The organism is Pseudomonas mosselii (genome assembly GCF_019823065.1).
Lineage (GTDB): Bacteria > Pseudomonadota > Gammaproteobacteria > Pseudomonadales > Pseudomonadaceae > Aquipseudomonas > Aquipseudomonas mosselii.
In genome coordinates this window covers 1121110-1143173 of record NZ_CP081966.1, presented here as the reverse complement: position 1 = coordinate 1143173, position 22064 = coordinate 1121110, and the positions used below count along the sequence as shown (strand labels likewise).

The 22064-nt window shown below is 64.5% G+C and carries 19 protein-coding genes; 6 read left to right on the top strand and 13 right to left on the bottom strand.

What is annotated here, in order from left to right; all coding sequences use genetic code 11:
• Nucleotides 1-50: 50 nt before the first annotated feature.
• Genes K5H97_RS05135 through K5H97_RS05125 form a run of 3 tightly spaced genes read left to right on the top strand, consistent with a single transcriptional unit; the run spans nt 51 to nt 1496 of the window.
• Entirely contained in the window at nt 51-644 is a 594-nt protein-coding gene (locus tag K5H97_RS05135) for a phosphoheptose isomerase (protein WP_028689752.1), read from the top strand.
• Nucleotides 641-1219: a BON domain-containing protein gene (locus tag K5H97_RS05130; protein ID WP_028689753.1), complete on the top strand. Its 579-nt coding sequence runs from the start codon at nt 641-643 to the stop codon at nt 1217-1219. Before K5H97_RS05135 ends, K5H97_RS05130 begins: the two co-directional genes overlap by 4 nt.
• 58 nt (nt 1220-1277) lie before the next feature.
• Nucleotides 1278-1496 (top strand): YgdI/YgdR family lipoprotein, encoded by a 219-nt coding sequence (locus K5H97_RS05125; RefSeq protein WP_028689754.1) that lies wholly within the window; start codon nt 1278-1280, stop codon nt 1494-1496.
• A gap of 74 nt (nt 1497-1570) precedes the next feature.
• Here K5H97_RS05125 and K5H97_RS05120 read toward each other — a convergent pair whose 3' ends face one another.
• From K5H97_RS05120 to rplM, 9 genes are all read right to left on the bottom strand, one after another.
• A complete protein-coding gene (locus K5H97_RS05120) occupies nt 1571-4567 on the bottom strand; it encodes an autotransporter domain-containing protein (protein ID WP_232853287.1) in 2997 nt (998 codons plus the stop codon).
• A gap of 178 nt (nt 4568-4745) precedes the next feature.
• Entirely contained in the window at nt 4746-7745 is a 3000-nt protein-coding gene (gene eprS / locus K5H97_RS05115) for an autotransporter serine peptidase EprS (RefSeq protein WP_028689756.1), read from the bottom strand.
• Between the two features lie 251 nt (nt 7746-7996).
• Nucleotides 7997-8416 (bottom strand): ClpXP protease specificity-enhancing factor, encoded by a 420-nt coding sequence (locus tag K5H97_RS05110; protein WP_028689757.1) that lies wholly within the window; start codon nt 8414-8416, stop codon nt 7997-7999.
• A 12-nt stretch (nt 8417-8428) separates the two neighbouring features.
• Complete coding sequence (locus K5H97_RS05105) at nt 8429-9052, bottom strand: glutathione S-transferase N-terminal domain-containing protein (protein WP_028689758.1); 624 nt, start codon at nt 9050-9052, stop codon at nt 8429-8431.
• Nucleotides 9053-9169: 117 nt separating this feature from the next.
• A complete protein-coding gene (locus K5H97_RS05100; protein ID WP_028689759.1) occupies nt 9170-9949 on the bottom strand; it encodes a cytochrome c1 in 780 nt (259 codons plus the stop codon).
• Nucleotides 9949-11160 (bottom strand): cytochrome b, encoded by a 1212-nt coding sequence (locus tag K5H97_RS05095; protein WP_028689760.1) that lies wholly within the window; start codon nt 11158-11160, stop codon nt 9949-9951. Before K5H97_RS05095 ends, K5H97_RS05100 begins: the two co-directional genes overlap by 1 nt.
• Complete coding sequence (petA, locus tag K5H97_RS05090; protein ID WP_023628711.1) at nt 11160-11753, bottom strand: ubiquinol-cytochrome c reductase iron-sulfur subunit; 594 nt, start codon at nt 11751-11753, stop codon at nt 11160-11162. The genes K5H97_RS05095 and petA overlap by 1 nt, the downstream gene beginning before the upstream one ends.
• A 265-nt stretch (nt 11754-12018) precedes the next feature.
• Nucleotides 12019-12411 (bottom strand): 30S ribosomal protein S9, encoded by a 393-nt coding sequence (rpsI, locus tag K5H97_RS05085; protein WP_003260797.1) that lies wholly within the window; start codon nt 12409-12411, stop codon nt 12019-12021.
• 14 nt (nt 12412-12425) lie between these two features.
• Nucleotides 12426-12854: a 50S ribosomal protein L13 gene (gene rplM, locus K5H97_RS05080; protein ID WP_008097538.1), complete on the bottom strand. Its 429-nt coding sequence runs from the start codon at nt 12852-12854 to the stop codon at nt 12426-12428.
• A gap of 257 nt (nt 12855-13111) precedes the next feature.
• Here rplM and K5H97_RS05075 point away from each other — a divergent pair, with 257 nt between their 5' ends.
• Complete coding sequence (locus K5H97_RS05075; protein ID WP_028689761.1) at nt 13112-14152, top strand: NADP(H)-dependent aldo-keto reductase; 1041 nt, start codon at nt 13112-13114, stop codon at nt 14150-14152.
• Nucleotides 14153-14409: 257 nt separating this feature from the next.
• Nucleotides 14410-15306 (top strand): GlxA family transcriptional regulator, encoded by an 897-nt coding sequence (locus K5H97_RS05070; RefSeq protein WP_167388431.1) that lies wholly within the window; start codon nt 14410-14412, stop codon nt 15304-15306.
• Nucleotides 15307-15339: 33 nt separating this feature from the next.
• Here the strand turns inward: K5H97_RS05070 and zapE are convergent, their stop codons facing one another.
• The 3 genes from zapE to K5H97_RS05055 form a co-directional block, all read right to left on the bottom strand.
• The gene (gene zapE, locus K5H97_RS05065; protein WP_028689763.1) at nt 15340-16434 is read right to left on the bottom strand and encodes a cell division protein ZapE; all 1095 of its coding nucleotides are present in this window, start codon (nt 16432-16434) and stop codon (nt 15340-15342) included.
• A gap of 224 nt (nt 16435-16658) precedes the next feature.
• Nucleotides 16659-18008, bottom strand: a complete 1350-nt coding sequence (locus K5H97_RS05060; RefSeq protein WP_028689764.1) for a tryptophan--tRNA ligase — start codon at nt 18006-18008, stop codon at nt 16659-16661.
• 25 nt (nt 18009-18033) lie between these two features.
• Complete coding sequence (locus K5H97_RS05055; protein WP_028689765.1) at nt 18034-18669, bottom strand: alpha/beta hydrolase; 636 nt, start codon at nt 18667-18669, stop codon at nt 18034-18036.
• A gap of 135 nt (nt 18670-18804) precedes the next feature.
• Here K5H97_RS05055 and K5H97_RS05050 point away from each other — a divergent pair, with 135 nt between their 5' ends.
• Nucleotides 18805-19242 (top strand): YhcB family protein, encoded by a 438-nt coding sequence (locus K5H97_RS05050; RefSeq protein ID WP_028689766.1) that lies wholly within the window; start codon nt 18805-18807, stop codon nt 19240-19242.
• A gap of 112 nt (nt 19243-19354) precedes the next feature.
• Here K5H97_RS05050 and mdeB read toward each other — a convergent pair whose 3' ends face one another.
• The gene (gene mdeB / locus K5H97_RS05045; protein ID WP_028689767.1) at nt 19355-22045 is read right to left on the bottom strand and encodes an alpha-ketoglutarate dehydrogenase; all 2691 of its coding nucleotides are present in this window, start codon (nt 22043-22045) and stop codon (nt 19355-19357) included.
• Nucleotides 22046-22064 lie beyond the last annotated feature (19 nt).

Here is a 22064-nt window from a genome sequence, read left to right as displayed (position 1 = left end):
GGTCACTGTTGCGCGTAGCAAAGGCCACCGCCCCTCTTAAGGTCACCCAGATGGACATGCAATCCCGAATCCGCCGACTGTTCCAGAACAGCATCGACACCAAGCAACAGGCAATGGACATCCTGGCACCCTACATCGAGCAGGCCAGCCTGGTCATGGTCAACACCCTGCTCAACGACGGCAAGATGCTCGCCTGCGGCAATGGCGGCTCGGCCGGCGACGCCCAGCATTTCTCATCGGAACTGCTCAACCGCTTCGAGCGCGAACGCCCGAGCCTGCCAGCCATCGCCCTGACCACCGACAGCTCCACGCTCACCTCGATCGCCAACGACTACAGCTACAACGAAGTCTTCTCCAAGCAGATCCGCGCCCTGGGCCAGCCCGGCGACGTCCTGCTGGCAATCTCCACCAGCGGCAACTCGGCCAACGTGATCCAGGCGATCCAGGCCGCCCATGACCGCGAAATGATCGTCGTTGCCCTGACCGGGCGCGACGGCGGCGGCATGGCCTCGCTACTGCTGCCCGAGGACGTGGAAATCCGCGTCCCCTCGAGCGTGACCGCACGCATCCAGGAAGTCCACCTGCTGGCGATCCACTGTCTGTGCGACCTGATCGACAGCCAACTGTTCGGGAGTGAAGAATGATCTCCAAGCGTCTCGGCCTGATGGCCCTAACCCTGTGCCTGGGTGTCTCCGGCTGCAGTTCCGTGCTGACCTCGACCCGCAACTCGCCGATCGAGGACGACCGCGGCACCCGCACCATCGGCAGCAAGATCGACGACTCGCTGATCGAGACCAAGGTCTCGGTCAACATCGCCAAGGCCAACCCGGAGCTGGACAAGGGTTCGCACATCGTCGTCAGCAGCTACAACGGCGTGGTGCTGCTTGCCGGCCAGACACCGCGCGCTGACCTCAAGTCCCTTGCCGAGCAGACCGCCGGCCAGGTGCAGCGGGTCAAGAAGGTGCATAACGAGCTGCAGGTGATGCAGCCATCGTCGATTCTGGCGCGCAACAACGACGCCTGGCTGACCACCAAGATCAAGACCCAGATGCTGGCCGACGAGAGCGTTCCCAGCTCGCGCATCAAGGTGATCACCGAGAACGGTATTGTCTATCTGCTCGGCCTGGTCCGCCAGCAGGAGGCCAACGCCGCCACCAACGTGGTGCAGGGCGTGTCGGGCGTGCAGAAGATCGTCAAGCTGTTCGAATACATCGACTGACAACCCTTCGGCGGGCGTCAGGACGCTCGCCTTTCCCCTCTGATCCAGGAAGTACTCCATGAAAAAGTTGCTGCTGCCCGCCCTGCTGATCGGCGCCTTCGCCACCTTGGCCGGCTGCTCCACCCCGAGCGTGATCACCCTCAACGATGGTCGCGAACTGCAGACCACCGACACTCCGCACTTCGACCGCAACTCCGGCTTCTACGAGTTCAAGCAACTGGACGGCAAGCCGACCCGCATCAACAAGGACCAGGTGCAGAGCATCAAGGACCTGTAATTGCGAAATGGCGGTTCAGGCAGGTCAAGCAAAACGCCCGATGCTCAGCATCGGGCGTTTTGCTTTTCAGGGCCTCAGAACGCCCAGTCCAGGGTCAGGCCGACCCCGTGGCTCTTGTCGCGGCTACCCAGCAGTCCGTTGTAGTCGAGGTTGACCCGGGCCTGACGCCCGAGGCTGATCCCCGCCCGTGCGCCAACCACCGCCGCATCACGGTCCAGGGACAGCGCCTGGACCTTGTAGCTATCGCCCTGGCCGGCAAAGGCCAGATGCTGGTCGGACCCGGTGGAGCTCAGGTTGTGCTGCCAACCCAGGGTGGCGGATAGCTCCACCGCCTGGCCGCTGGACAATTGCAGTTGCTTACCGGCGCGCATGCCCAGGGTAGAGAGCCAGGCATCACGGTTATCCCGCCCACCCTCGAGCGCGGCGGCGCCGCCATGTTCCTTGAAGCTATCGCTGGCGATATGCACATAGGCCAGGTTGGCGAACGGCTCCAGGGCCATGCCAGGCACCGCGACCTTCCAGGCGGCCTCGCCGAACACCTGGGTGCTCTGCGCATCACGCTTGCTCTTCTGGCGATCGCTGACCTCGTTGTACTGCAGCTCGCGCTTGGTCTCGATGCGATGCCAGCTGTGGCTGCCGCCCAGGCTCAGGCGCACCTGCTCCAGTTCCTTGCCGGCATAGGCACCCAAGTGGTAGCTGTCGACGCTGGCCGAGGAATGACGACTATCACCCATGCTCAGCGAGCTGTCGCTGTAGCCGGTGAAGACGCCAAGGCGGGTGTCCTCGCTCATCTGCCCGTCGACACCCAGCAGCATGCCGCCGATCGAACTGCTGTAGCGCGCATGGCCAGAATCACCGTCGGCCTTGCCCCAGGCCCCCAGGGCCTTGACCCACAGGCCGTTGCCCTGGGCGTCCATGGCCGGCGCGGCGGCGACACCCTGCTGGCGGGTACGCTCGCCCACGGCGTCGCGCAACTGGCGACTATCGTTGAGCAGCAGATTGCCCACCGCCGGGTGGATTTCACCGGACAGTTGATCGAACGCCTGCCGGGCGCTGCCGGCATCAGCCGACAACAACAGGCTCTCGTAGACCGGATTGCCCGCGCCGAGCCGTTCGGCGGCCGCGGCCACCGAACGCTGGTTGGCGGTCAGGCCGACACTGGCGAAGCTGGCGCTACGTTGCACCGCCAGCTGCACCCCGGTGCCGGTGTAGGCCAGGCCACCACCAAGGAACAGCAGGTTGGACTGCACAGCGGCAAAACCGCCCTGCACGCCGCCAGCGGCCTGTAGGATGTCGAACTGACGTCCCACCAGGCTGGTTGCCGGCTGGGACTGCAGCGAAACCCCGGGATTCTGCAGATCCAGGGCCAGGTTCGCACCGTTTACAGAAACCGTGCCATCGCTGACCAGGCGGTCGCTGCCAGTAGCATCAAGCTCCACGGCATAGGTCGAGCCCGGTTGGAAGGTGACATCGGAGCCCACCCGCAGGGTGCCGATGGAGTTGCCTGGCGCCACCACCCCGCCACGGTTGACCACCAGCGCACCGATCCGGCCATTGCCGCCCAGCACGCCGCCGTCATTGACCGTCACCGTCGATTGCAGCGAGCCATTGACCGCCAGCCGCCCCTGGTTGACCAGGGTTGGACCTGCGTAGGTGTTGTTGCCGCTGAGCACCAGGGTACCGATACCCTGCTTGGTCAGGCCACCATGGCCGGAGATATCGTTACTCCACAGGTCCAGTACGCAGCTAAGGCCGTTGCAGAGTCGCTGGGTCGGCCTACCGGCGTCCACCACGGCGCCGACACCCGGCAGATCGACCACGAACTGGCTCGGGCCGTAGCCGCCGGCGATGCGGAACTCCTCGGGGATGTCCTGCTCGGTGACCAACATGCCCGGACCGCGGATCCCCTTGTCCAGGTTGATCATGCCCCACCCGTACAAGGCATCGATGCCGGGCGCGCCCATGTCGGTGGCGGTGGTGCGCAGCACGCTGGCGATCTGTGCGCCGCTCATGTAGGGGAAGCGCTCCATCAGCACCGCCGCCGCGCCGGCGGCATGGGGCGCGGCCATGGACGTGCCGTTCTTGTTGGCATAGCCCTGGGTCAGGTCCTCCAGACTGGTGCCGCCGATCACCGCGCTGTAGATCCGGGTACCGGGAGCCGAGACGCAGAAGCTCGCGGTATAGCCGCAACGGGAAGAGAACGTGCTGGCCAGGTACGGGTTGGCGCTACTGGTGTCGGGGTTCTGCTGCAACGCCGCCACGGTCATCCAGTTCGGGGCGATGTCCGGAACGAAATAGCCCAGGCCGGCAATCGCGTCGGGGTTGTTCAGGTTGTAGTCGTTGCCGGCGGCGAAGATCGTCAGGACTCCGCTGCGGGCGGCGGCGATGGCCCCGTCGTAGGCGCCGCCAGGCAAGGTGCCCAGCAGTGGCTGTATCTGCGCGAACTGTGCGCGGGCATCGTCCACGGTAAAATGCGGAAAGTCCGGATTGCGCCCGCCCTTGGCGAAGCGATCGGTGATACCGATGCCCCAGCTGTTGTTGATGATCCGCGCGCCGCTGGCCACCAGGCTGTCCCAGCCGGCCTTGTACACCGCGCCATCGTTGCCCAGGACGATGCCATCCTCGGGGCCGGGGTCGCCGTTGTCGGCGCTGATGATCTGCGCATCATAGGCCACGCCGTGCATCGACTCGCCATCACGGTTGCCGGCGGCGATCCCGCCGACGTGGGTGCCGTGGGAGCCGAGCTTGCCGTCCGAGCCCACCGACGGGCTGCCGTCATAGCGGAACGCATCGCCGGCCTTCACCGGGATATAGGGGTCGGTGTACTGGCGAATGCCGCTGGTGACCAGGGTCACGATCTTGTCCTTGCCGGCGAACTCGGGGTGCGGGGCATATACCGGCTGGTCGAAAATCCCCAGCTTCACCCCCTTGCCGCTGTAGCCGGCGGCATAGGCGCTGTCGGCGTGGATCGCCCCCAGCCCCCAGTCGGCCTTGAACTCGCTGCTGCGCCAGCTGCCGGCATCGCCGAGGCGCCCACTCTCCACGTAGGGCGCGGCCTGGGCCGTCCCCATCAGCGCCGCCCAACCCACCAATGCCCGCCCCAGTGGGGCCAAGGCCCAGCCCTGCGCGAGTGCGCTGTCATCCTTTCTGACGTGCTTCACTACAACCTTCCTTAGTTTTGTTTTGGTTTAGTACCGCGTTGGTCACACTCCGTGTTGCAACGCCTGGCCCGTATCACGCCAGGGCGCTTCAGAACCGCCATTGCAGGTTGAGCCCTGCGCCATGCTGTTGCTCGCGACTGGCCAGGCGCCCCTGGTAGTCCAGGCTCAGGTCCAGGTCGCGGGTCAGCCCTACCCGTGCCTGCAGTCCCACCAGCGCGGCATCGCGCAAGGCCGGCGCAGTCTCCACCCGGAACGGCAGGTCGCTGCCAGCGAAAGCCAGGTGCTCACGGCCCTGGGTGCCGCTCAGGCGATGCTGCCAGCCCAGGCTTGCCGCCAGTTGCAGGTCCTGCTGCGGGCCCAGCTGCCATTGCTGGCGCCCACGCAGGCCCAAGGTGCCGAGCCAGGCGTCGCGCTGCTCGTCACCGGCATGCAGCGCCGCGGCGTCGCCTTTCTCGTGGAAGCCGTCGCGCTCCAGGTGCTGGTAGGTCAGGTTGGCGAAAGGCTCCAGCTGTACCGCCGGCAACGCCAGGCGATAGGCCGCCTCGGCGAACACCTGCTGGCTGCGGGCATCGATCCGTGCGCGCTGGCGGCCAGACACCTCGCCATAGGCCAGGTCGCGCCGGACTTCGGCACGGTGCCAGCTGTGGCTGGCGCCCAGGCTCAGGCGCAACTGGTCCAGGTCGTGGCGAGCATAGGCACCCAGGTGGTAGCTGTCGACCGTGGCCCGGGAGTGGCTGCCGCCCATGCCCAGGGAGCTGTCGCTGTAGCCTGCGGCCAGGCCGGCCCGGGTCTGCTCGTCAAGGTCATGGTCCACGCCCAGCAGCACGCCGCCCAGGGAACTGGTATAGGACTCGGTGCCTTGCACACCCTCGATGCGCCCCCAGCTGCCCAGGCCCTTGAGCCAGAGCTGAGTCGCACCCGACTCGCTGTCACCTTTTCCAGAGGCATTGGTAATCAGTGCGCGACCTTGCACTCGCTCACCCAGGGCATCGCGCAAGACCGAGCCCTGGCTGAGCAGCATCGAGTCCAGCGCCGGGTAGATCTCCCCGGCCAGCTGACGCAGGCCGTCCCGGGCCTGGTCCGCCGAGGTCGAAAGCAGCAGGCTTTCATACACGGGATTGCCCGGCCCCAACCGCTCCACGGCACCGCCGCTGGCGCGCTGGTTGGCCGTGGCACCAACACTGGCGTACGTCGTGGCGCTGCGCGTCACGTCCAGTTGCACGCCGTTGGCCGAATAATCAAGGAAGGTCCCCAGGAACAGGTAGTCGGGCTCGACCTGGGCGAAGCGCCCGTTGACGCCACCTGCGGCCTGCAGGATGTCGAACTGGCGCCCCACCAGGCTGGAGACCGGGCCACCGGCCAAAAGGTTCGGCCGCGCCTGGGGCTCCAGGCTGAGATTGGCGCCGCCGACACTGGCCTGACCAGCAACGACAAGGCGGTCGCTGGCCGTGGGCGACAGTTCCACCCGGTAGGTCGAGCCCGGCTGCAAGTCCAGGTTGCCAGCGACACTCAAGGTGCCGATGGAGTTACCCGGGGCCACCACGCCCCCGGCGCTGGCGGTCAGGGCACCGACCCGCCCGTTGCCGCCCAGGGTACCGCCCGCGTTGAGCGTCACCGCCGATTGCAGGCTGCCGTTGACCGCCAGCAGGCCGCCATCGACGCGGGTCGGGCCGCGGTAGCTGCTGTCACCCGTGAGCTCGAGCCAGCCAGCCCCGGACTTGACCAGGCTGCCCTGGTAGACCCGCTGCGCGGCAGCCGCGTCACGGGCCATGCCCAAGGCATAGTCACTGCGATCCTGCTGGCTGGCGCCCGCTGCCAGGCCATGCTCCCAGCCGCGATCCTTGAGGGTCTGCTGCCAGGCCTGGCGTTCCGCGGCATCCTCGATTTGACGCTGCACCAAAGCCTGGTCGGAGATGCCGTTGCTCCAGCTATCGCCCTGCCCGCGCCCCAGGTTGACGTCGAATTCACCCAGCAACTGCCCGGGTCCGTGCAACGCCCGGCCCAGGTCCGGAACGCCCCAGCCTACCCGCTCGCTGGGTCCCTGGGTCGGCGAGCCGTCGAGCTGGCGCGAGGTGGTCAGCAGCACTTGCAGGGCCTGCTGGTTGTCCAGGTAGGGATAGCGCTCCATGACCAGGGCCAAGGCCCCTGTGGCATGAGGTGCGGCCATCGAGGTGCCGTTGTAGGTGGCGTAGCCGCCACCGGGCACGGTACTGCTGATCGCCGCACCCGGGGCCGCCAGACACCAGTACTTGGCGATGCCGCACTGGTTGTATTTCTGCTGGTTGTTCTTGTCCAGGCCCGACACCGCCAGCCAGTGGCCTTCCAGCTCCGGCTGGAAGTACGGCAGCGCCGAGCGCACGCTGGCATTGGCATAGCCGCTGTTGCCGGCGCTGAATACGTTGATCACGCCCCGACGCGCCACGTCGCCGGCGGCGTCGAGCCAGGTGTCCTGCTGGAAATGCTGAGCGTAGGCCGCGCGCAAGCCGTCCAGGGTCTGGTAGCTGACATCCTTGGGCTGGCTGCCCCAACTGTTGTTGATGGCCCGCACACCGGCGTCCATCAGGGCATCGTAGACCGCCTTGAAATACTTGGGGTCAGGGCTGGGGCCGAACAGAAACTTGTCGTCGTGGTTGGTGTTGCCCACGTAGACCTGGGCATTGAAGGCCACGCCATGCATGCCAGCGCCATTACGGGCCGCGCCCAGGGTGCCGGTGACATGGGTGCCATGGCTGTCGTTGGCGCCATTGAGTCCCCCGGACACGCTGAACGGAGTGCCATCCAGGTACTGGCCGGTGGCGGTAACGGCGTGAAAACGCAAGGGGTTGGCTTCAGGGTGGGCGGCGTCGAATCCCGAATCCAGGGCGCCGATGCTGACGCCGGCGCCGGTGATGCCGGCGGCATAGGCCTGACTCGCCTGCATGCGCTCCAGGCCCCAGTCCTGCTGGTACTCGGCCGACCGCCAGCTGGCGGGGTCGCCCAGGCGACCGGTTTCCTGATAGGCCGCCACAGCAGGCAGCGGCAGTCCGGTGGCGAACGCCAGGCACAGGGTACCCGTCAGCGCCTTGAGCTGATCACATCTCACATCCATGTCGATGACTTCTCTTGTTTTTGTTGTTGGGTCGCCCGTCCTGGGTCGACCGGTGTGTCGCTGCACTGCTCGGCCGCAAGGCCCTATCGAGCCAGAGGCGGTCGCCCGCCCCTGGCCAAGTTACTTCGGCCTCAGGCCTGGAGGCAGCCTACGGCTGCAAGTCGTGAGCTTCTGAAATTGCTTACGATAAGTCAATCGGCGTCGAAACATCTTCAGCGGTGCCGAACCTGCCCGGCCTGACTGCCCAACGCCTACTTGACCACCTTCAGGCTCGGACGGCCAGTGGGGCGTGGTGGCTCGGGCGGCCCATCATCATCCGGCTCGACGCCTTCATCTTCATGGTCATCCTCATCCTCGAACGGCGGCTCCAGTTCAAAGACCATGCCCTGGCCGTTCTCCCGGGCATAGATCCCGAGGATGGCGCCGACCGGCACGAAGAGCGAGTGCGCAACGCCGCCGAAACGGCCTTCGAAGCTCACCGCCTCGTTATCCATGTGCAGGCTGCGCACGGCACTGGGGGAGATGTTCAGGACGATCTGGCCATCGCTGGCGAAACCCTGGGGCACCTGGACCGCCGGATACTCGGCATTGACCAGCATATGTGGCGTGCAATCGTTGTCGACGATCCACTCGTACAGCGCACGAACAAGATAGGGGCGACTGGAGTTCATCAACGGTTCCTCTTAAACCTTGCGCATTTCACGTTCGGCAGCGGACAGGCTCGCCTGGAAAGGCTCGCGGGCGAACTGTCGCTCCATGTAATCCAGCAGCGGCTTGGCCTGCCGCGGCAACTCGATACCCATCACCGGCAAACGCCAGAGAATGGGCAGTAGACAGCAATCGACCAGGCTTTGCTCCTCGCTCATGAAGCAGGCCATCTCGCCGAACAGCGGCGCCACGCCGGTCAGGCTCTCGCGCAGCTCCTTGCGCGCCTGGGTGCGTGCCGCCTCGCTGCTGCGCGCATCAAGCACGGTGTCGGCCAGGGCGCACCAGTCACGCTGTATGCGGTGCATCAGCAGGCGGCTGTTGCCCCGGGCCACCGGGTAGACCGGCATCAGCGGCGGGTGCGGGTAACGCTCCTCGAGGTACTCCATCACCACGGTCGATTCGTACAGCGCCAGGTCGCGATCGACCAGGGTCGGCAAGCTGCCGTAAGGGTTCACTTCAATCAGCTTGGGCGGCAGGCGATTGGCGTCGACATCGATGATCTGCACCGTGACGCCTTTCTCCGCGAGCACCAGGCGGACCCGATGAGAGTAATGATCAGCGGGGTCGGAATAGCAGGCTAACCTGTTGGTTGCGCCCATGTAGCGCCTCCTCGCACGGGATGCTTGTAAAACTGCAAATGAAAACGCGCCCGGGGCGCCCCAGCACTATCGCTGGAGCCCCCCGGGCGCGTTCAACTACCAGAAACTACTGCGTGATCAGTGCACGTCCTTCCAGTATTCGCGCTTGAGCAAGTAGGCGAACACGAAGAAGAAAGCCAGGTACAGCAACACGTAGGTACCGATGCGCTGGCTTTCCAGTTTGACCGGGTTGGCCGAATAGGCCAGGAAGGTCACCAGGTTCTTGACCTTCTCGTCGAACTGCTCGGCCGTCAGGGTACCGGATTTCTCCTCCACGGTCAGCTGGTCGCACGCCTCATGGGTCAGCGGGCTGCCGGTCAGCGGGTCGAACTGCTTCTTGCCATCGACCTCGGTCTGCACCTGCTTGCAACCGATCACCTGGTTACCCTGCAGGCCCACCAGCACGTTGGGCATGCCGACGTTCGGGAAGACCTTGTTGTTCACCCCGTATGGCCGCGTCTTGTCCTCGTAGAAGCTGCGCAGGTAGGTGTACAGCCAGTCGCTGCCACGCACCCGAGCGACCAGGGTCAGGTCGGGCGGCGCGGCGCCGAACCAGGTCTTGGCATCGCTGGGCTGCATGCCGATCTTCATGTGGTCGCCGATCTTGGCGCCGGTGAACACCAGGTTCTCGAGCATCACCTCATGCGGGATCCCCAGGTCGTCGGCGACTCGCTCGTACCGCTGGAACTTGGCGCTATGGCACCCCATGCAATAGTTGGCGAAAGTACGCGCGCCATCCTGCATCGCGGCCTTGTCGGTCAGGTCGATATCGACCTTGTCCAGCTCCAGGCCATGCTCGGCGGCGAAGGAAAGGCCAGGCATCAGTGCCAGCAAGCATACTGCAATAAACTTTTTCATCAGCCAGTCACCCTTTCCGGAACCGGTTTGGTCTTCTCGAGCCTTGTGTAGAACGGCATCAGCAGGAAGTACGCGAAGTACAGCACCGTGCACACCTGCGACAGCAAGGTACGCCCTGGTGTCGGCGCCAGCACGCCCAGTACACCAAGGATGATGAAGGCCACGCAGAACACCAGCAGGAAGATTTTGCTCAGCCAGCCTTTGTAGCGCATGGAGCGCACCGGACTGCGGTCGAGCCAGGGCAACACGAACAGCACGGCGATCGCCGCACCCATGGCGATGACCCCGAACAGCTTGTCGGGTACCGCACGGAGGATCGCGTAGAACGGCGTGAAGTACCACACCGGCGCGATGTGCTCAGGGGTCTTGAAGGCGTTGGCCTGCTCGAAGTTCGGTTTTTCCAGGAAGTAGCCACCCATTTCCGGGAAGAAGAACACCACCGCGCAGAACACGAAAAGGAACACCACCACGCCGACGATATCCTTGACGGTGTAGTAAGGGTGGAACGGGATGCCATCCAGCGGGATGCCGTTCTCGTCCTTTTTCTTCTTGATGTCCACGCCATCGGGGTTGTTCGACCCCACTTCGTGCAGCGCCAGGATGTGCAGCACCACCAGGCCGAGGATCACGATCGGCAGGGCCACCACATGCAGGGCGAAGAAGCGGTTCAGGGTGATGCCGGAGATCAGGTAATCACCACGAATCCACTGGGTCAGGTCATCACCGATGACCGGAATCGCGCCGAACAGCGAGATGATCACCTGGGCGCCCCAGTAGGACATCTGCCCCCACGGCAGCAGGTAGCCCATGAACGCCTCGGCCATCAGCGCCAGGTAGATCAGCATGCCGAACAGCCAGACCAGTTCGCGTGGCTTCTGGTAGGAGCCATAGAGCAGCCCGCGGAACATGTGCAGGTAGACCACGATGAAGAACGCCGAGGCGCCGGTGGAGTGCAGGTAGCGCAGGATCCAGCCGTATTCGACGTCGCGCATGATGTACTCGACCGAGGCGAAGGCCTCTTCCGCCGAGGGGGTGAAGCTCATGGTCAGCCACACGCCGGTGACAATCTGGTTGACCAGCACCAGCAGTGCCAGGGAGCCGAAGAAGTACAGGAAGTTGAAGTTCTTGGGCGCGTAATACTTGCTCAGATGGTCTTCCCACATCTTCGTCGCGGGGAAGCGCGCATCGATCCACTCCATGAACTTGCTCATCATGCGTTCTCCTGATCGACGCCGATGACGATGATTTCGTCCGACTCGTACGAGTGCGGTGGCACTGGCAGGTTGAGAGGGGCCGGCTGGGATTTGTAGACCCGGCCAGCCAGGTCATAGTGCGAGCCGTGGCATGGGCAAAAATAGCCACCGACCCATTTCGGGCCGAGGTCGGCGGGAGCGACTTCAGGACGGAACGTCGGCGAGCAACCCAGGTGAGTGCACAGGCCGACCAGGATGAGGATTTCGGGCTTGATCGAGCGAACTTGCGGATCGACGTAGGTCGGCTGCACCGACGCCTTGGACTCGGGGTCGGACAGCTCACCGGTGATCTTTTTCAGATTGCCGAGGATCTCTTCCGTTCGCCGCACGATGAATACAGGTTGACCGCGCCACTCGGCTACCATCTGCTGGCCGGGCTCGACCTTGGCGATATTGACCTTCACCGGTGCCCCTGCGGCTTTCGCCTTGGCACTGGGAAACCATGACCCCACGAACGGTACCGCAGCCCCCACTGCCCCCGCTGCCCCGACCACGGATGTCGCGGCTACGAGGAAGCGGCGCCGGCCTGCGTTGACGCCGTCATTGCTCATTCAGTCCTCTCCCATCAGCTTGCTTGGCCTGCTCTAACAGGCATCTACTTAGGTATGTCTGTGGCACTAAAAATTGGCCGCAATGGTAAGGAACAAATCCACACGCTGACAAGGTGATTACCCGCTCGTCGGGCTACAACCCTCGCTTTGCTTGATCTGTGTCTATGCGACAAACGGCCACGGACTGACAGAGAGGTTAGTTCAAGACATAAAAAAAGCCCGGTTCCAAAAAGGAACCGGGCTTTTTTCGACTGCCGAAGCGGTATTAACGCTTGGAGTACTGAGGACGCTTACGCGCTTTACGCAGACCCACTTTCTTACGCTCGACTTCACGAGCGTCGCGGGTGACGTAGCCAGCACGACGCAGGGCGCCACGCAGGGTTTCGTCGTATTCCATCAGGGCGCGGGTGATGCCGTGGCGGATTGCACCGGCTTGACCGCTGACACCACCACCGGAAACGGTGACGTAGATGTCGAACTTCTCAACGGTCTCGGTCAGTTCCAGCGGCTGGCGAACAACCATGCGAGCGGTTTCGCGGCCGAAGAACACGTCCAGAGAACGGTTGTTGATGGAAATGTTGCCAGTGCCCGGACGCAGGAATACACGTGCGGTTGCGGTCTTGCGACGGCCAGTGCCGTAGTTTTGAGTCGCCGACATAATGAACTATCCCGTTAGATCTTCAGTTCTTGAGGCTGCTGAGCAGTGTGTGGGTGAGCTGCACCCGCGTACACTTTCAGCTTGCGGTACATGTCGCGACCCAGCGGGTTCTTCGGCAGCATGCCTTTGACCGCGGTTTCGATAACACGCTCAGGGGCCTTGGCGATCAACTTCTCGAAGTTGATTTCCTTGATACCGCCCGGGAAGCCGGAGTGGGAGTAGTACATCTTGTCGGAAGACTTGGCACCAGTCACACGGATTTGCTCGGCGTTGATGACGACGATGTAGTCGCCGGTGTCAACGTGAGGGGTGTATTCTGGCTTGTGCTTGCCACGCAGGCGGCTAGCGATTTCGGTAGCCAGACGACCCAGGGTCTGACCAGCGGCGTCGACTACGAACCACTCGCGCTTTACTGTTTCCGGTTTAGCAGTAAAAGTTTTCATTCTCTAAAGCCTCAGAGGCCGCCCAGCGAAAAATAGACGGCGAATCTTACTGGATAGTGCACAACTTGCCAAGGGCAAGCGCGCAGCCGAACGCTGACGCTTTTGGGGGCTCGGGTCGGGCACGCCAATGTTCGACAAGGGTTCCCCTGCATGGTGGTGCATCACTTCCGCCACACGGAGAGGGGCCGAATTATCCAGATTGCAGGAAAAATTTCAACCTGCTTTTATGGGCCTCTTTGCCATGGAGCGTCTTCCCGATGGAATACCGCAAGCTCGGCCGTACCGACCTCAACGTCAGCGCCCTGTGCCTGGGCACCATGACCTGGGGCGAGCAGAACACCCAGGACCAGGCCTTCGCCCAGATCGCCCTGGCCAAGGCCCGGGGCATCAACTTCATCGACACCGCCGAGATGTACCCAGTGCCACCGCGCCCGGAAACCTACGCCGCCACCGAGCGCATCATCGGCAACTGGTTCGCCGCCAACGGCGACCGCGACGACTGGATCCTGGCCAGCAAGGTCGCCGGCCCCGGCAACGGTATCAGCCACATCCGCGACGGCCAGCTCAAACACAATCGCCAGCACATCGTCGCCGCCCTGGACGAGAGCCTCAAGCGCCTGCAGACCGACCGCATCGACCTGTACCAGCTGCACTGGCCCGAACGCAGCACCAACTTCTTCGGCAAACTTGGTTACCAGCACCTGCCCCAGGACATCTTCACCCCGCTGGAGGAAACCCTGGAGGTACTCGACGAGCAGGTCCGCGCCGGCAAGATCCGCCATGTCGGCCTGTCCAACGAAACCCCATGGGGCACCCTGAAGTTCCTGCACCTGGCCGAGACCCGCGGCTGGCCGCGGGCGGTGTCGATCCAGAATCCCTACAACCTGCTCAACCGCAGCTTCGAGGTGGGCCTGGCGGAGGTGGCGATCCGCGAGCAATGCGGTCTGCTGGCCTATTCGCCGCTGGCCTTCGGCATGCTCTCGGGCAAGTACGAAAATGGCGCCCGTCCGGCGAACGCCCGCCTGACCCTGTTCAGCCGCTTCGCCCGCTACTCAAACCCGCAGACCGTGGCTGCCTGCGGCCGCTACGTGCAACTGGCCCGCGAGCACGGCCTGGACCCGGCGCAGATGGCGCTGGCGTTCGTGACGCGCCAGCCTTTCGTGACCAGCAACATCATCGGCGCCACCAGCCTCGATCAGTTGCGCAGCAATATCGACAGCCAAGCGCTGAACCTGGGCGATGAGCTGCTGGCAGCGATCGAGGCGGTGCATCAGGAGCAGCCGAACCCGGCGCCTTGAGCGGCTACCGAGTCACCAGGCAAGCCCGGCGCGGATGCGTGGGGGCGGGCTTGCCCCGGCGAGAGAGATCGTACTTTGGCGGGGTAGACACAATCGCCAAAAAATAAGACGATCCAGCCGGTGATTGACCACTCTACCCTATAAGAACAATGACAATGATGTTTACCCAACCCTCCGCGTCCTTGCGGCGCGTCAGTATCCTGGCCGTGGACAAAGTGTTCGCTTCGACACTGATGCAGGCCAAGGATTTCTTCCACCTGGCCAGCCTGCGCTACAGCAAGCAGCTGGGGCTGGGCCTGCAACCGATGTTCGAGATCGGCCTGGTGAGCCCGGACGGCTTGCCCGTGGACAGCTTCAGCAACGTGCAACTGCCGGTCGACAGCGGCCTGAACGACGCCGACGTGATCATCCTGCCGGCCTTCTGGGACGACTTCGACAACCTGCTGCAACGCTACCCCCAGGTCCTGCCCTGGCTGCGCGAGCAGCATGCCCGCGGCGCGGTGCTGTGCGCCGAGGCCAGCGGCGTGTTCTGGCTGGCCGAATCCGGGCTGCTGGATGGTAAGGAGGCGACCACCTACTGGCGCTTCTTCGCCAGCTTCGCCGAGCGCTTCCCGAAGATCCGCCTGAACCAGGACAAGCACCTGACCGACGCCGACAACCTGTACTGCGCCGGCGGCACCACCTCGGCCTGCGACCTGTACATCTACCTGATCGAGCGTTTCTGCGGCGCCAACGTGGCCCGCGCCGTGGCCCGCGACATCCTCTACGAGGTGCAGCGCAGCTACACCCCGGGGCGCATGGGCTTCGGCGGCCAGAAGCTGCACCAGGACCTGATCATCCTGCAGATCCAGCACTGGCTCGAGGAACACTTCGCCGACAAGTTCCGCTTCGAGGACGTGGCCCGCAACCACGGCATGAGCATCCGCAACTTCATGCGCCGTTTCCAGAGCGCCACCGGCGACAAGCCCCTGCACTACCTGCAGCGGCTACGGATCGAGACGGCCAAGGGCCTGCTGTCGAGCACGCGCAAAAGCATCAAGACCATCAGCTATGAGGTGGGGTACGACGACGCGAGTTTCTTCGCCCGGTTGTTCCGCCAGCATACGGAGCTATCGCCGAACCAGTATCGGCAGCAGTTCATGCAGGAGGCCTGAAAATCGCCGGGGCTGCTTTGCAGCCCCGGATTCTTACGGCTTGTGCGCCCGCGACAGGAACTCGTGGGACTGCATTTCCAGCAAGCGGCTGAGCGTGCGCTGGAACTCGAAGCTCAGGCGCCCGCCGGTGTACAGGTCCTTGAGCTCCACCTCGGCCGAGATGATCAGCTTCACGTTGCGGTCGTAGAACTCGTCGACCATGTTGATGAAGCGCCGGGCGATGTCGTCGGTGGTCACGCCCATCTGCTCGACGTTGCTCAGCAGCACGGCATGGAAGATCTTGCCCAGCTCGATGTAGTCGTTCTGGCTGCGCGGCCCGTCGCACAGGGCGCGGAAGTCGAACCAGGCAACGTCGTCGCAGGTGCGCAGGGCATGGATCGGGCGGTTCTCGATCATCAGCACGTCATTGTCGACGGCCTGGGTGCATTCCGGGGTCAGCGCCTTGAAGCTCGCCCGCAGGCTCTCGTGGGCCGCCTCGTTGAGCGGGAAGTGGTACAGCTCGGCCTGTTCCAGGTGACGCAGGCGGTAGTCGACGCCGCTGTCGACATTCACCACGTCGGTGTACTGCTTGATCATGGCGATGGCCGGCAGGAAGCGCGCGCGCTGCAGGCCGTCCTTGTACAGGCCGTCGGGGACGATGTTGGAGGTGGCCACCAGCGACACGCCGTTCTTGAACAGCTCTTCCATCAGGGTGCCGAGGATCATCGCATCGGTGATGTCGGAGACGAAGAACTCGTCGAAGCAGATCACCTTGGCCTCTTCGCTGAAGCGTTTGGCGATGATGGTCAGCGGGTTTTTCTCGCCCTTGAGGGTCTTCATCTCCTCGTGGACGCGCTTCATGAAGCGGTGGAAGTGCGTGCGCATCTTCTGCTTGAACGGCAGCGCTTCATAGAAGGTGTCGACCAGGTAGGTCTTGCCTCGCCCTACCCCGCCCCAGAAGTACAGACCCTTGACCGGCGTCTGCTCCTTCTTGCCGAACAGCTTGCCGAACACGCCCGGCTTGTTGTTCTGCGCGCGCACCAGGTCGTCGTACAGGCGCTGCAGGTGACGCACCGCAGTTTCCTGCGCCGCATCATGGAAGAAGTCGGGACGTTTCAGATCTGCTTGATAGCGTTCTAGAGGAGTCATGATTTCGTTAGCGAGGCAACAAAAAACGGGCCGTCACTGTAGCGACCGGCCCGCCTGATGGCAATGATACATGCGACCACTTGCCTCATTACCTGCCTAGTGGGAGCGGCCTTGTGTCGCGAAAGGGCCGCAAAGCGGCCCCGGCAGTTCTGCATGAAACAGAGATTCTGGGGCCGCTACGCGACCCTTTCGCGACACAAGGCCGCTCCTACAGCGTAGGCGTATCAGTCCTGCTGCGGCGCCAGGGCCTCGCGCAGGCTTGCGATGGCCGCGTCACGGGCCTCGGCGGCCTCGAACTGCGGCCCGTCGGCAACCTGCTCGCCCTCCAGCCACAGGCTGAAGCTCAGGCCCTCTACCCGTACATCGGCCTCGCCACCTTGCTGCAGTTGCTTGCTCACCGCACCGGCGCTCTTGCCATCGGCGAAGCTGCGCGACAGCAGCAGTTGCTCGCCATCGGCGGCCAGCAGTCGGAAGCGGAAGCTGCCGTCTTCATCGCGGAAGCTGACGAAGCGGGCGGTCTTGGCGGCCTTCTTCTTCACTTCAGTGGTGGCTTGCACGGTGGTGCGGAACGAACGCAGACCAACCGCTTCACGCAGCTGTTCGAGGAATGGCGTGGCAATCTTGCGAGCCTTGGCGGCGCCAGCAAGGAGAATGTCCTCCAGGTCCGACGGGCGCGAGATCAGCTGGTGGTAGTGCTCGCGCTTTTCCGCCAGCTGGCCGTCGAGCAGCTGGAACAGGCGCTGCTTGGCTTCGCCCCAGCCCAGGCCCTGCACCAGCTCTTCACGGAACGCGGCGCATTGCGCTGGCGTGGAGAAGGCCTGGAACAGGGTGAACAGGTGCGAATTATCCGGATCCTTGGCCTCGCCCGGCGCCTTGGAGTCGGTGACGATGCGCGAGATGGCGTCTTTCATGTCCTTGGCGCTGGTGAACAACGGGATGGTGTTGTCGTAGCTCTTGGACATCTTGCGCCCGTCCAGGCCTGGCAGGGTCGCCACGCTTTCCTCGATCACCGCTTCCGGCAAGGCGAAGAAGTCCTTGCCCTGGCCGAACAGGTGGTTGAAGCGCTGGCCGATGTCGCGGGCCATTTCCACATGCTGGATCTGGTCACGGCCGACCGGCACCTTGTTGGCGTTGAACATCAGGATGTCGGCGGCCATCAGCACCGGGTAGCTGAACAGGCCCATGGTCACGCCGGCGTCCGGGTCTTCGCCGGCCTCGACGTTCTTGTCCACCGAAGCCTTGTAGGCGTGGGCGCGGTTGAGCAGGCCCTTGGCGGCGACGCAGGTCAGCAGCCAGGTCAGCTCTGGGATTTCGGGGATGTCCGACTGGCGGTAGAAGGTCACCTTGTCCGGATCCAGGCCGCCGGCCAGCCAGGTGGCGGCGATCTCCAGGCGCGAGCGCTGGATGCGCTGCGGGTCGTCGCACTTGATCAGGGCGTGGTAGTCGGCCAGGAAGTAGAACGAGTCGACGCCGGGCTGCTGGCTGGCGAGGATGGCCGGGCGGATGGCGCCGGCGTAGTTGCCCAGGTGCGGGGTGCCGGTGGTGGTGATACCGGTGAGGATGCGCGTGGTCATGGGTGTTCGCTTATTCAGGCTTGGCTCAGTTCGAAAGGCGCGGCAGCAGCAGATCCTTCAGATCGGTCAGCTTGCCATGGAAGAAGTGTCCGCATTCTGCCACTTTCAGCAGCTCATGGGGGCGCGACAGGTCATTCGACCAGTCGTAGACCAGCTGCGGATCGACCACCTCGTCGGTGTCCGGCTGCACCACCGTGAGGTCGACGCGCTCGGGCAGCGGGAACTGCTCGCTCAAGCGCATCACCGCCGGGGCGATCATGAACAGGTGTTGCAGGGCCGCGCCCCCGGCCTCCAGGCGCCCGGCCAGGCTGGCGGCAACGAAGCCACCGAAGGAGAAGCCCATCAGCACCAGGGGCAGCTCGGGATGCTGCGCGCGTAGCCAGGCGGCAGCGGCCTCGGCGTCGGCCACTTCACCGGCACCCATGTCATGGCTGCCGGCACTCTGGCCGACACCGCGGTAGTTGAAGCGCAAGGTGACGTAGCCGGCGTCACGGGCGGTGCGTTGCAGGGTCGACACCACCTTGTTGAGCATGGTGCCGCCCTGGACCGGGTTGGGGTGGCAGATCAGCACCGCGCCACGGGCGTCGGCCACGTCCAGGTACAAGGCTTCCAGCTGGCCGCACGGGCCATCGATGAACAAGGGTGTTTCGCGGATAAGCAAGGCACTACTCCGTGACCTCGAGGAGGGTCGACTCGTCTAGCTGAGGAATTCTGTTCTGATTTGCGATCGCTCGCGGTATACAGCGCAGGTCTGAGCCGTTAACGTAAAGCAAAGCCGTTTATAGAGGAAGGACTCGTGGAACACTCGCTCCTTGTTTGGTTGCTGCCGACCCTGGCCCTGGTTGTCGGCGTCGTCGTCGGTTTCGCGCTGGCCCGCCTGCTGCCCAATGCGGCACCGAGCAACACCCAACGCCAGCTGGATGACATCCAGCAGCGCTTCGACAATTACCAGAATGAAGTGGTGACCCACTTCAACAGCACCGCTTCGCTGGTCAAGAAGCTGACCCAGAGCTACCAGGACGTCCAGGATCACCTGGCCGACGGCGCCAACCGCCTGGCCCTGGACGAGCTGACCCGCCAGCGCCTGCTGGCCGCGCTGCACTCGGAAGCCGCGCAAGGCCCGCGCGATCGCCTGACACCGCCGAAGGACACCGCCGAGGTGCCGCGCGACTACGCACCGAAGGCCCCGAATTCGCCGGGCATGCTCGACGAGAGCTACGGGCTCAAGCGTTGAGTCGATGACATGAAGAAGGCCTCGAAAGAGGCCTTTTTTGTGAGCGTGATCTACCAGACATATCACTCCGTGGGAGCGGGCTTGCCCCGCGACAGGGCCAGCCCAGATCACCTCACCGATACCAGGCCGCCCCCTCCTCGCCAATCCCATACCGCGCCCTTGCCTGCCCCAGCACATCTGCCGGCAGCACGCCCTGGCACACCAGCCCGTACAATGCCGCCAGCACCACGGCATGCCGATCCACCTCGAAGAACCGCCGCAGTTGTTGACGCGTATCACTGCGCCCGAATCCATCGGTGCCCAGGGTGATGTAGGGCGCCTGTACATACTCGGCAATCAGTTGCGGCCAGGCACGCACATAGTCGCTGGCCGCGATCACCGGGGCATCACCTGGCAGGCTATGACGCACGTGACAATCCGCTTGCTCCCCGGCCATCGCCAGGCGTTGCGCATCCCTGGCCCCACGCGCCAGCTCGCTGAAGCTGGTGACGCTGAACACCTCGCTGTCGACCTGCCAGTCGCTGGCCAACAACTCGCCGGCGGCGATCACCTCGCGCAGGATGGTGCCCGAACCCAACAGCCGTACCTGACCACGGGACGCTGCCGACGCATGCCGGGCAAGCCGGTACATGCCTCGCAACACATCCTCGTGCATGTCCTCGGGCAATGACGGCTGCGGGTAGTTTTCATTCATCACCGCCACATAGTGGAACTCGTCCCGCTGCTCCACCAGCATGCGCCGCGCGGCATGCTCGAGGATCACCGCCAGCTCGCCGGCAAAGCACGGGTCCCAGGCACGGCAATTGGGCACCATGGAAGCCATGACCAGGCTCGAGCCGTCCTGGTGCTGCAGCCCCTCGCCACCCAGCGTGGTACGCCCCGCGGTGGCGCCGAGCAACAGGCCGCGGGCGCGCTGGTCGGCGGCGGCCCAGATCAGGTCGCCGACCCGCTGGAAGCCGAACATCGAGTAATAGATGTACACCGGCAGCATCGCCTCGCCATGCACGGCATAGGCAGTCGCCGCCGCGATCCAGGAAGAGATCGCCCCGGCCTCGGTGATGCCCTCCTCCAGCAACTGGCCGTCGCGCGCTTCCTTGTAGACCAGCAGCGAGCCGGCGTCCTCCGGCTCGTAGCGTTGCCCCTGGGGCGAGTAGATGCCGATCTGGCGGAACAGGCTGGCCATGCCGAAGGTGCGTGCCTCGTCGGCGACGATCGGCACCACCCGCGGCCCCAATCCCGGCACCTTGAGCCAGTTGCCAAGCAGGCGCACGGCAGCCATGGTGGTGGACATCTCCTTGCCCTCGGCGCGCAGGGCAAAGCCGGCGAAGCTGTCCAGGTCCGGCACGGGCAGGCCGGCGCAGTCGCTGCGCCGCACCGGCAGCGGCCCGCCCAGGGCCTCGCGGCGCTGGCGCAGGTAGATCATCTCCGGGCTGTCGGCGGCCGGACGGTAGAAACGCAACTGCTCCACTTCCTCGTCCGACAGCGGCAGGTGGAAGCGGTCGCGGAAGGCCAGCAGTGCCTGAACATCGAGCTTCTTGGCCTGGTGCGCGGTCATCCGCGACTCACCGGCACTGCTCATGCCGTAGCCTTTCTTGGTCTTGGCCAGGATCACCGTCGGCCGGCCCTTGCAGGCCTTGGCCGCGGCATAGGCGGCATGCAGCTTGCGAAAATCGTGGCCACCACGCTTGAGGGCGTTGATCTCGTCGGCGCTCATGTGCGCCACCAAGCGCTGCAGGGCCGGGTTCTGCTTGAAGAAGTGCTCGAGGTTGTAGCTGCCGTCCTTGGCGCCGAGGGTCTGGAATTGCCCGTCGGGTGTCGCCGCCAGCTGGCGCAGCAGCGCATGCTCATGATCCCGGGCGAACAGCGCGTCCCACTCCGAGCCCCACAGCACCTTGATCACGTTCCAGCCGGCGCCGCTGAACAGCGCTTCGAGTTCCTGGATGATCTGGCCGTTGCCACGCACCGGGCCATCCAGGCGCTGCAGATTGCAGTTGACGATGAAGGTCAGGTTGTCCAGGCCTTCGCGGGCCGCCAGGGTCAGGCCGGCGATCGATTCCGGCTCGTCCATCTCGCCATCGCCGAACACGCCCCACACATGCCGCGCCGAAGTATCGAGCAGACCGCGGTGCTGCAGGTAGCGCATGAACCGCGCCTGGTAGATGGCATTGAGTGGGCCGATGCCCATGGAGCCGGTGGGGAACTGCCAGAAGTCAGGCATCAGCCAGGGATGCGGATAGGAGCACAGGCCGTTTCCCGCGACCTCCTGGCGGTAGTTGGCCAGTTGCGCCTCGCTCAGGCGCCCTTCAAGGAAGGCGCGGGCATAGATACCCGGCGCCGAGTGCGGCTGGAAGAACACCAGGTCGCCACTGCGCTGCGCGCCGCCGCCCTCGCCCCGGAAAAAGTGCTGGAAACCGACCTCGAAGATTTCCGCCGCCGAGGCATAGCTGGCGATATGCCCGCCCAGCTCGCCGTAGGCATGGTTGGCCCGTACCACCATGGCCAGGGCGTTCCAGCGCAGGATGCCGGTGATTCGCTCGTCCAGTTCCAAGTCGCCCGGATAGTTGCCCTGCTGCTCCACCGGCAAAGTGTTGCGGTAGGCCGAGAAGGCCTGGGCCTCACGCTCCAGGCCCAGCTCCAGGGCATGGGCCTGCAGGCGCTGCAGCAGGTAGCGCGCCCGTGCCGGCCCGCAGTGGGCCAGGGTCGAGGACAGGGCCTCGCACCATTCGGCGGTTTCACCGGGGTCACTGTCCAGCGCGGTTTCCAGGGCCGTCAACGGCTCGTTCGGGTTCATCATTGCTACCATCGCGCAGGCCTCGTCCGTG

Coding starts and splice junctions, on each gene's coding strand:
- K5H97_RS05135 (WP_028689752.1), top strand. CDS start 51: ATGGACATGCAATCCCGAATCCGCCGACTGTTCCAGAACAGCATCGAC.
- K5H97_RS05130 (WP_028689753.1), top strand. CDS start 641: ATGATCTCCAAGCGTCTCGGCCTGATGGCCCTAACCCTGTGCCTGGGT.
- K5H97_RS05125 (WP_028689754.1), top strand. CDS start 1,278: ATGAAAAAGTTGCTGCTGCCCGCCCTGCTGATCGGCGCCTTCGCCACC.
- K5H97_RS05120 (WP_232853287.1), bottom strand. CDS start 4,567: ATGGGGACGGCCCAGGCCGCGCCCTACGTGGAGAGTGGGCGCCTCGGC.
- eprS (WP_028689756.1), bottom strand. CDS start 7,745: ATGGATGTGAGATGTGATCAGCTCAAGGCGCTGACGGGTACCCTGTGC.
- K5H97_RS05110 (WP_028689757.1), bottom strand. CDS start 8,416: ATGAACTCCAGTCGCCCCTATCTTGTTCGTGCGCTGTACGAGTGGATC.
- K5H97_RS05105 (WP_028689758.1), bottom strand. CDS start 9,052: ATGGGCGCAACCAACAGGTTAGCCTGCTATTCCGACCCCGCTGATCAT.
- K5H97_RS05100 (WP_028689759.1), bottom strand. CDS start 9,949: ATGAAAAAGTTTATTGCAGTATGCTTGCTGGCACTGATGCCTGGCCTT.
- K5H97_RS05095 (WP_028689760.1), bottom strand. CDS start 11,160: ATGAGCAAGTTCATGGAGTGGATCGATGCGCGCTTCCCCGCGACGAAG.
- petA (WP_023628711.1), bottom strand. CDS start 11,753: ATGAGCAATGACGGCGTCAACGCAGGCCGGCGCCGCTTCCTCGTAGCC.
- rpsI (WP_003260797.1), bottom strand. CDS start 12,411: ATGTCGGCGACTCAAAACTACGGCACTGGCCGTCGCAAGACCGCAACC.
- rplM (WP_008097538.1), bottom strand. CDS start 12,854: ATGAAAACTTTTACTGCTAAACCGGAAACAGTAAAGCGCGAGTGGTTC.
- K5H97_RS05075 (WP_028689761.1), top strand. CDS start 13,112: ATGGAATACCGCAAGCTCGGCCGTACCGACCTCAACGTCAGCGCCCTG.
- zapE (WP_028689763.1), bottom strand. CDS start 16,434: ATGACTCCTCTAGAACGCTATCAAGCAGATCTGAAACGTCCCGACTTC.
- K5H97_RS05060 (WP_028689764.1), bottom strand. CDS start 18,008: ATGACCACGCGCATCCTCACCGGTATCACCACCACCGGCACCCCGCAC.
- mdeB (WP_028689767.1), bottom strand. CDS start 22,045: ATGGTAGCAATGATGAACCCGAACGAGCCGTTGACGGCCCTGGAAACC.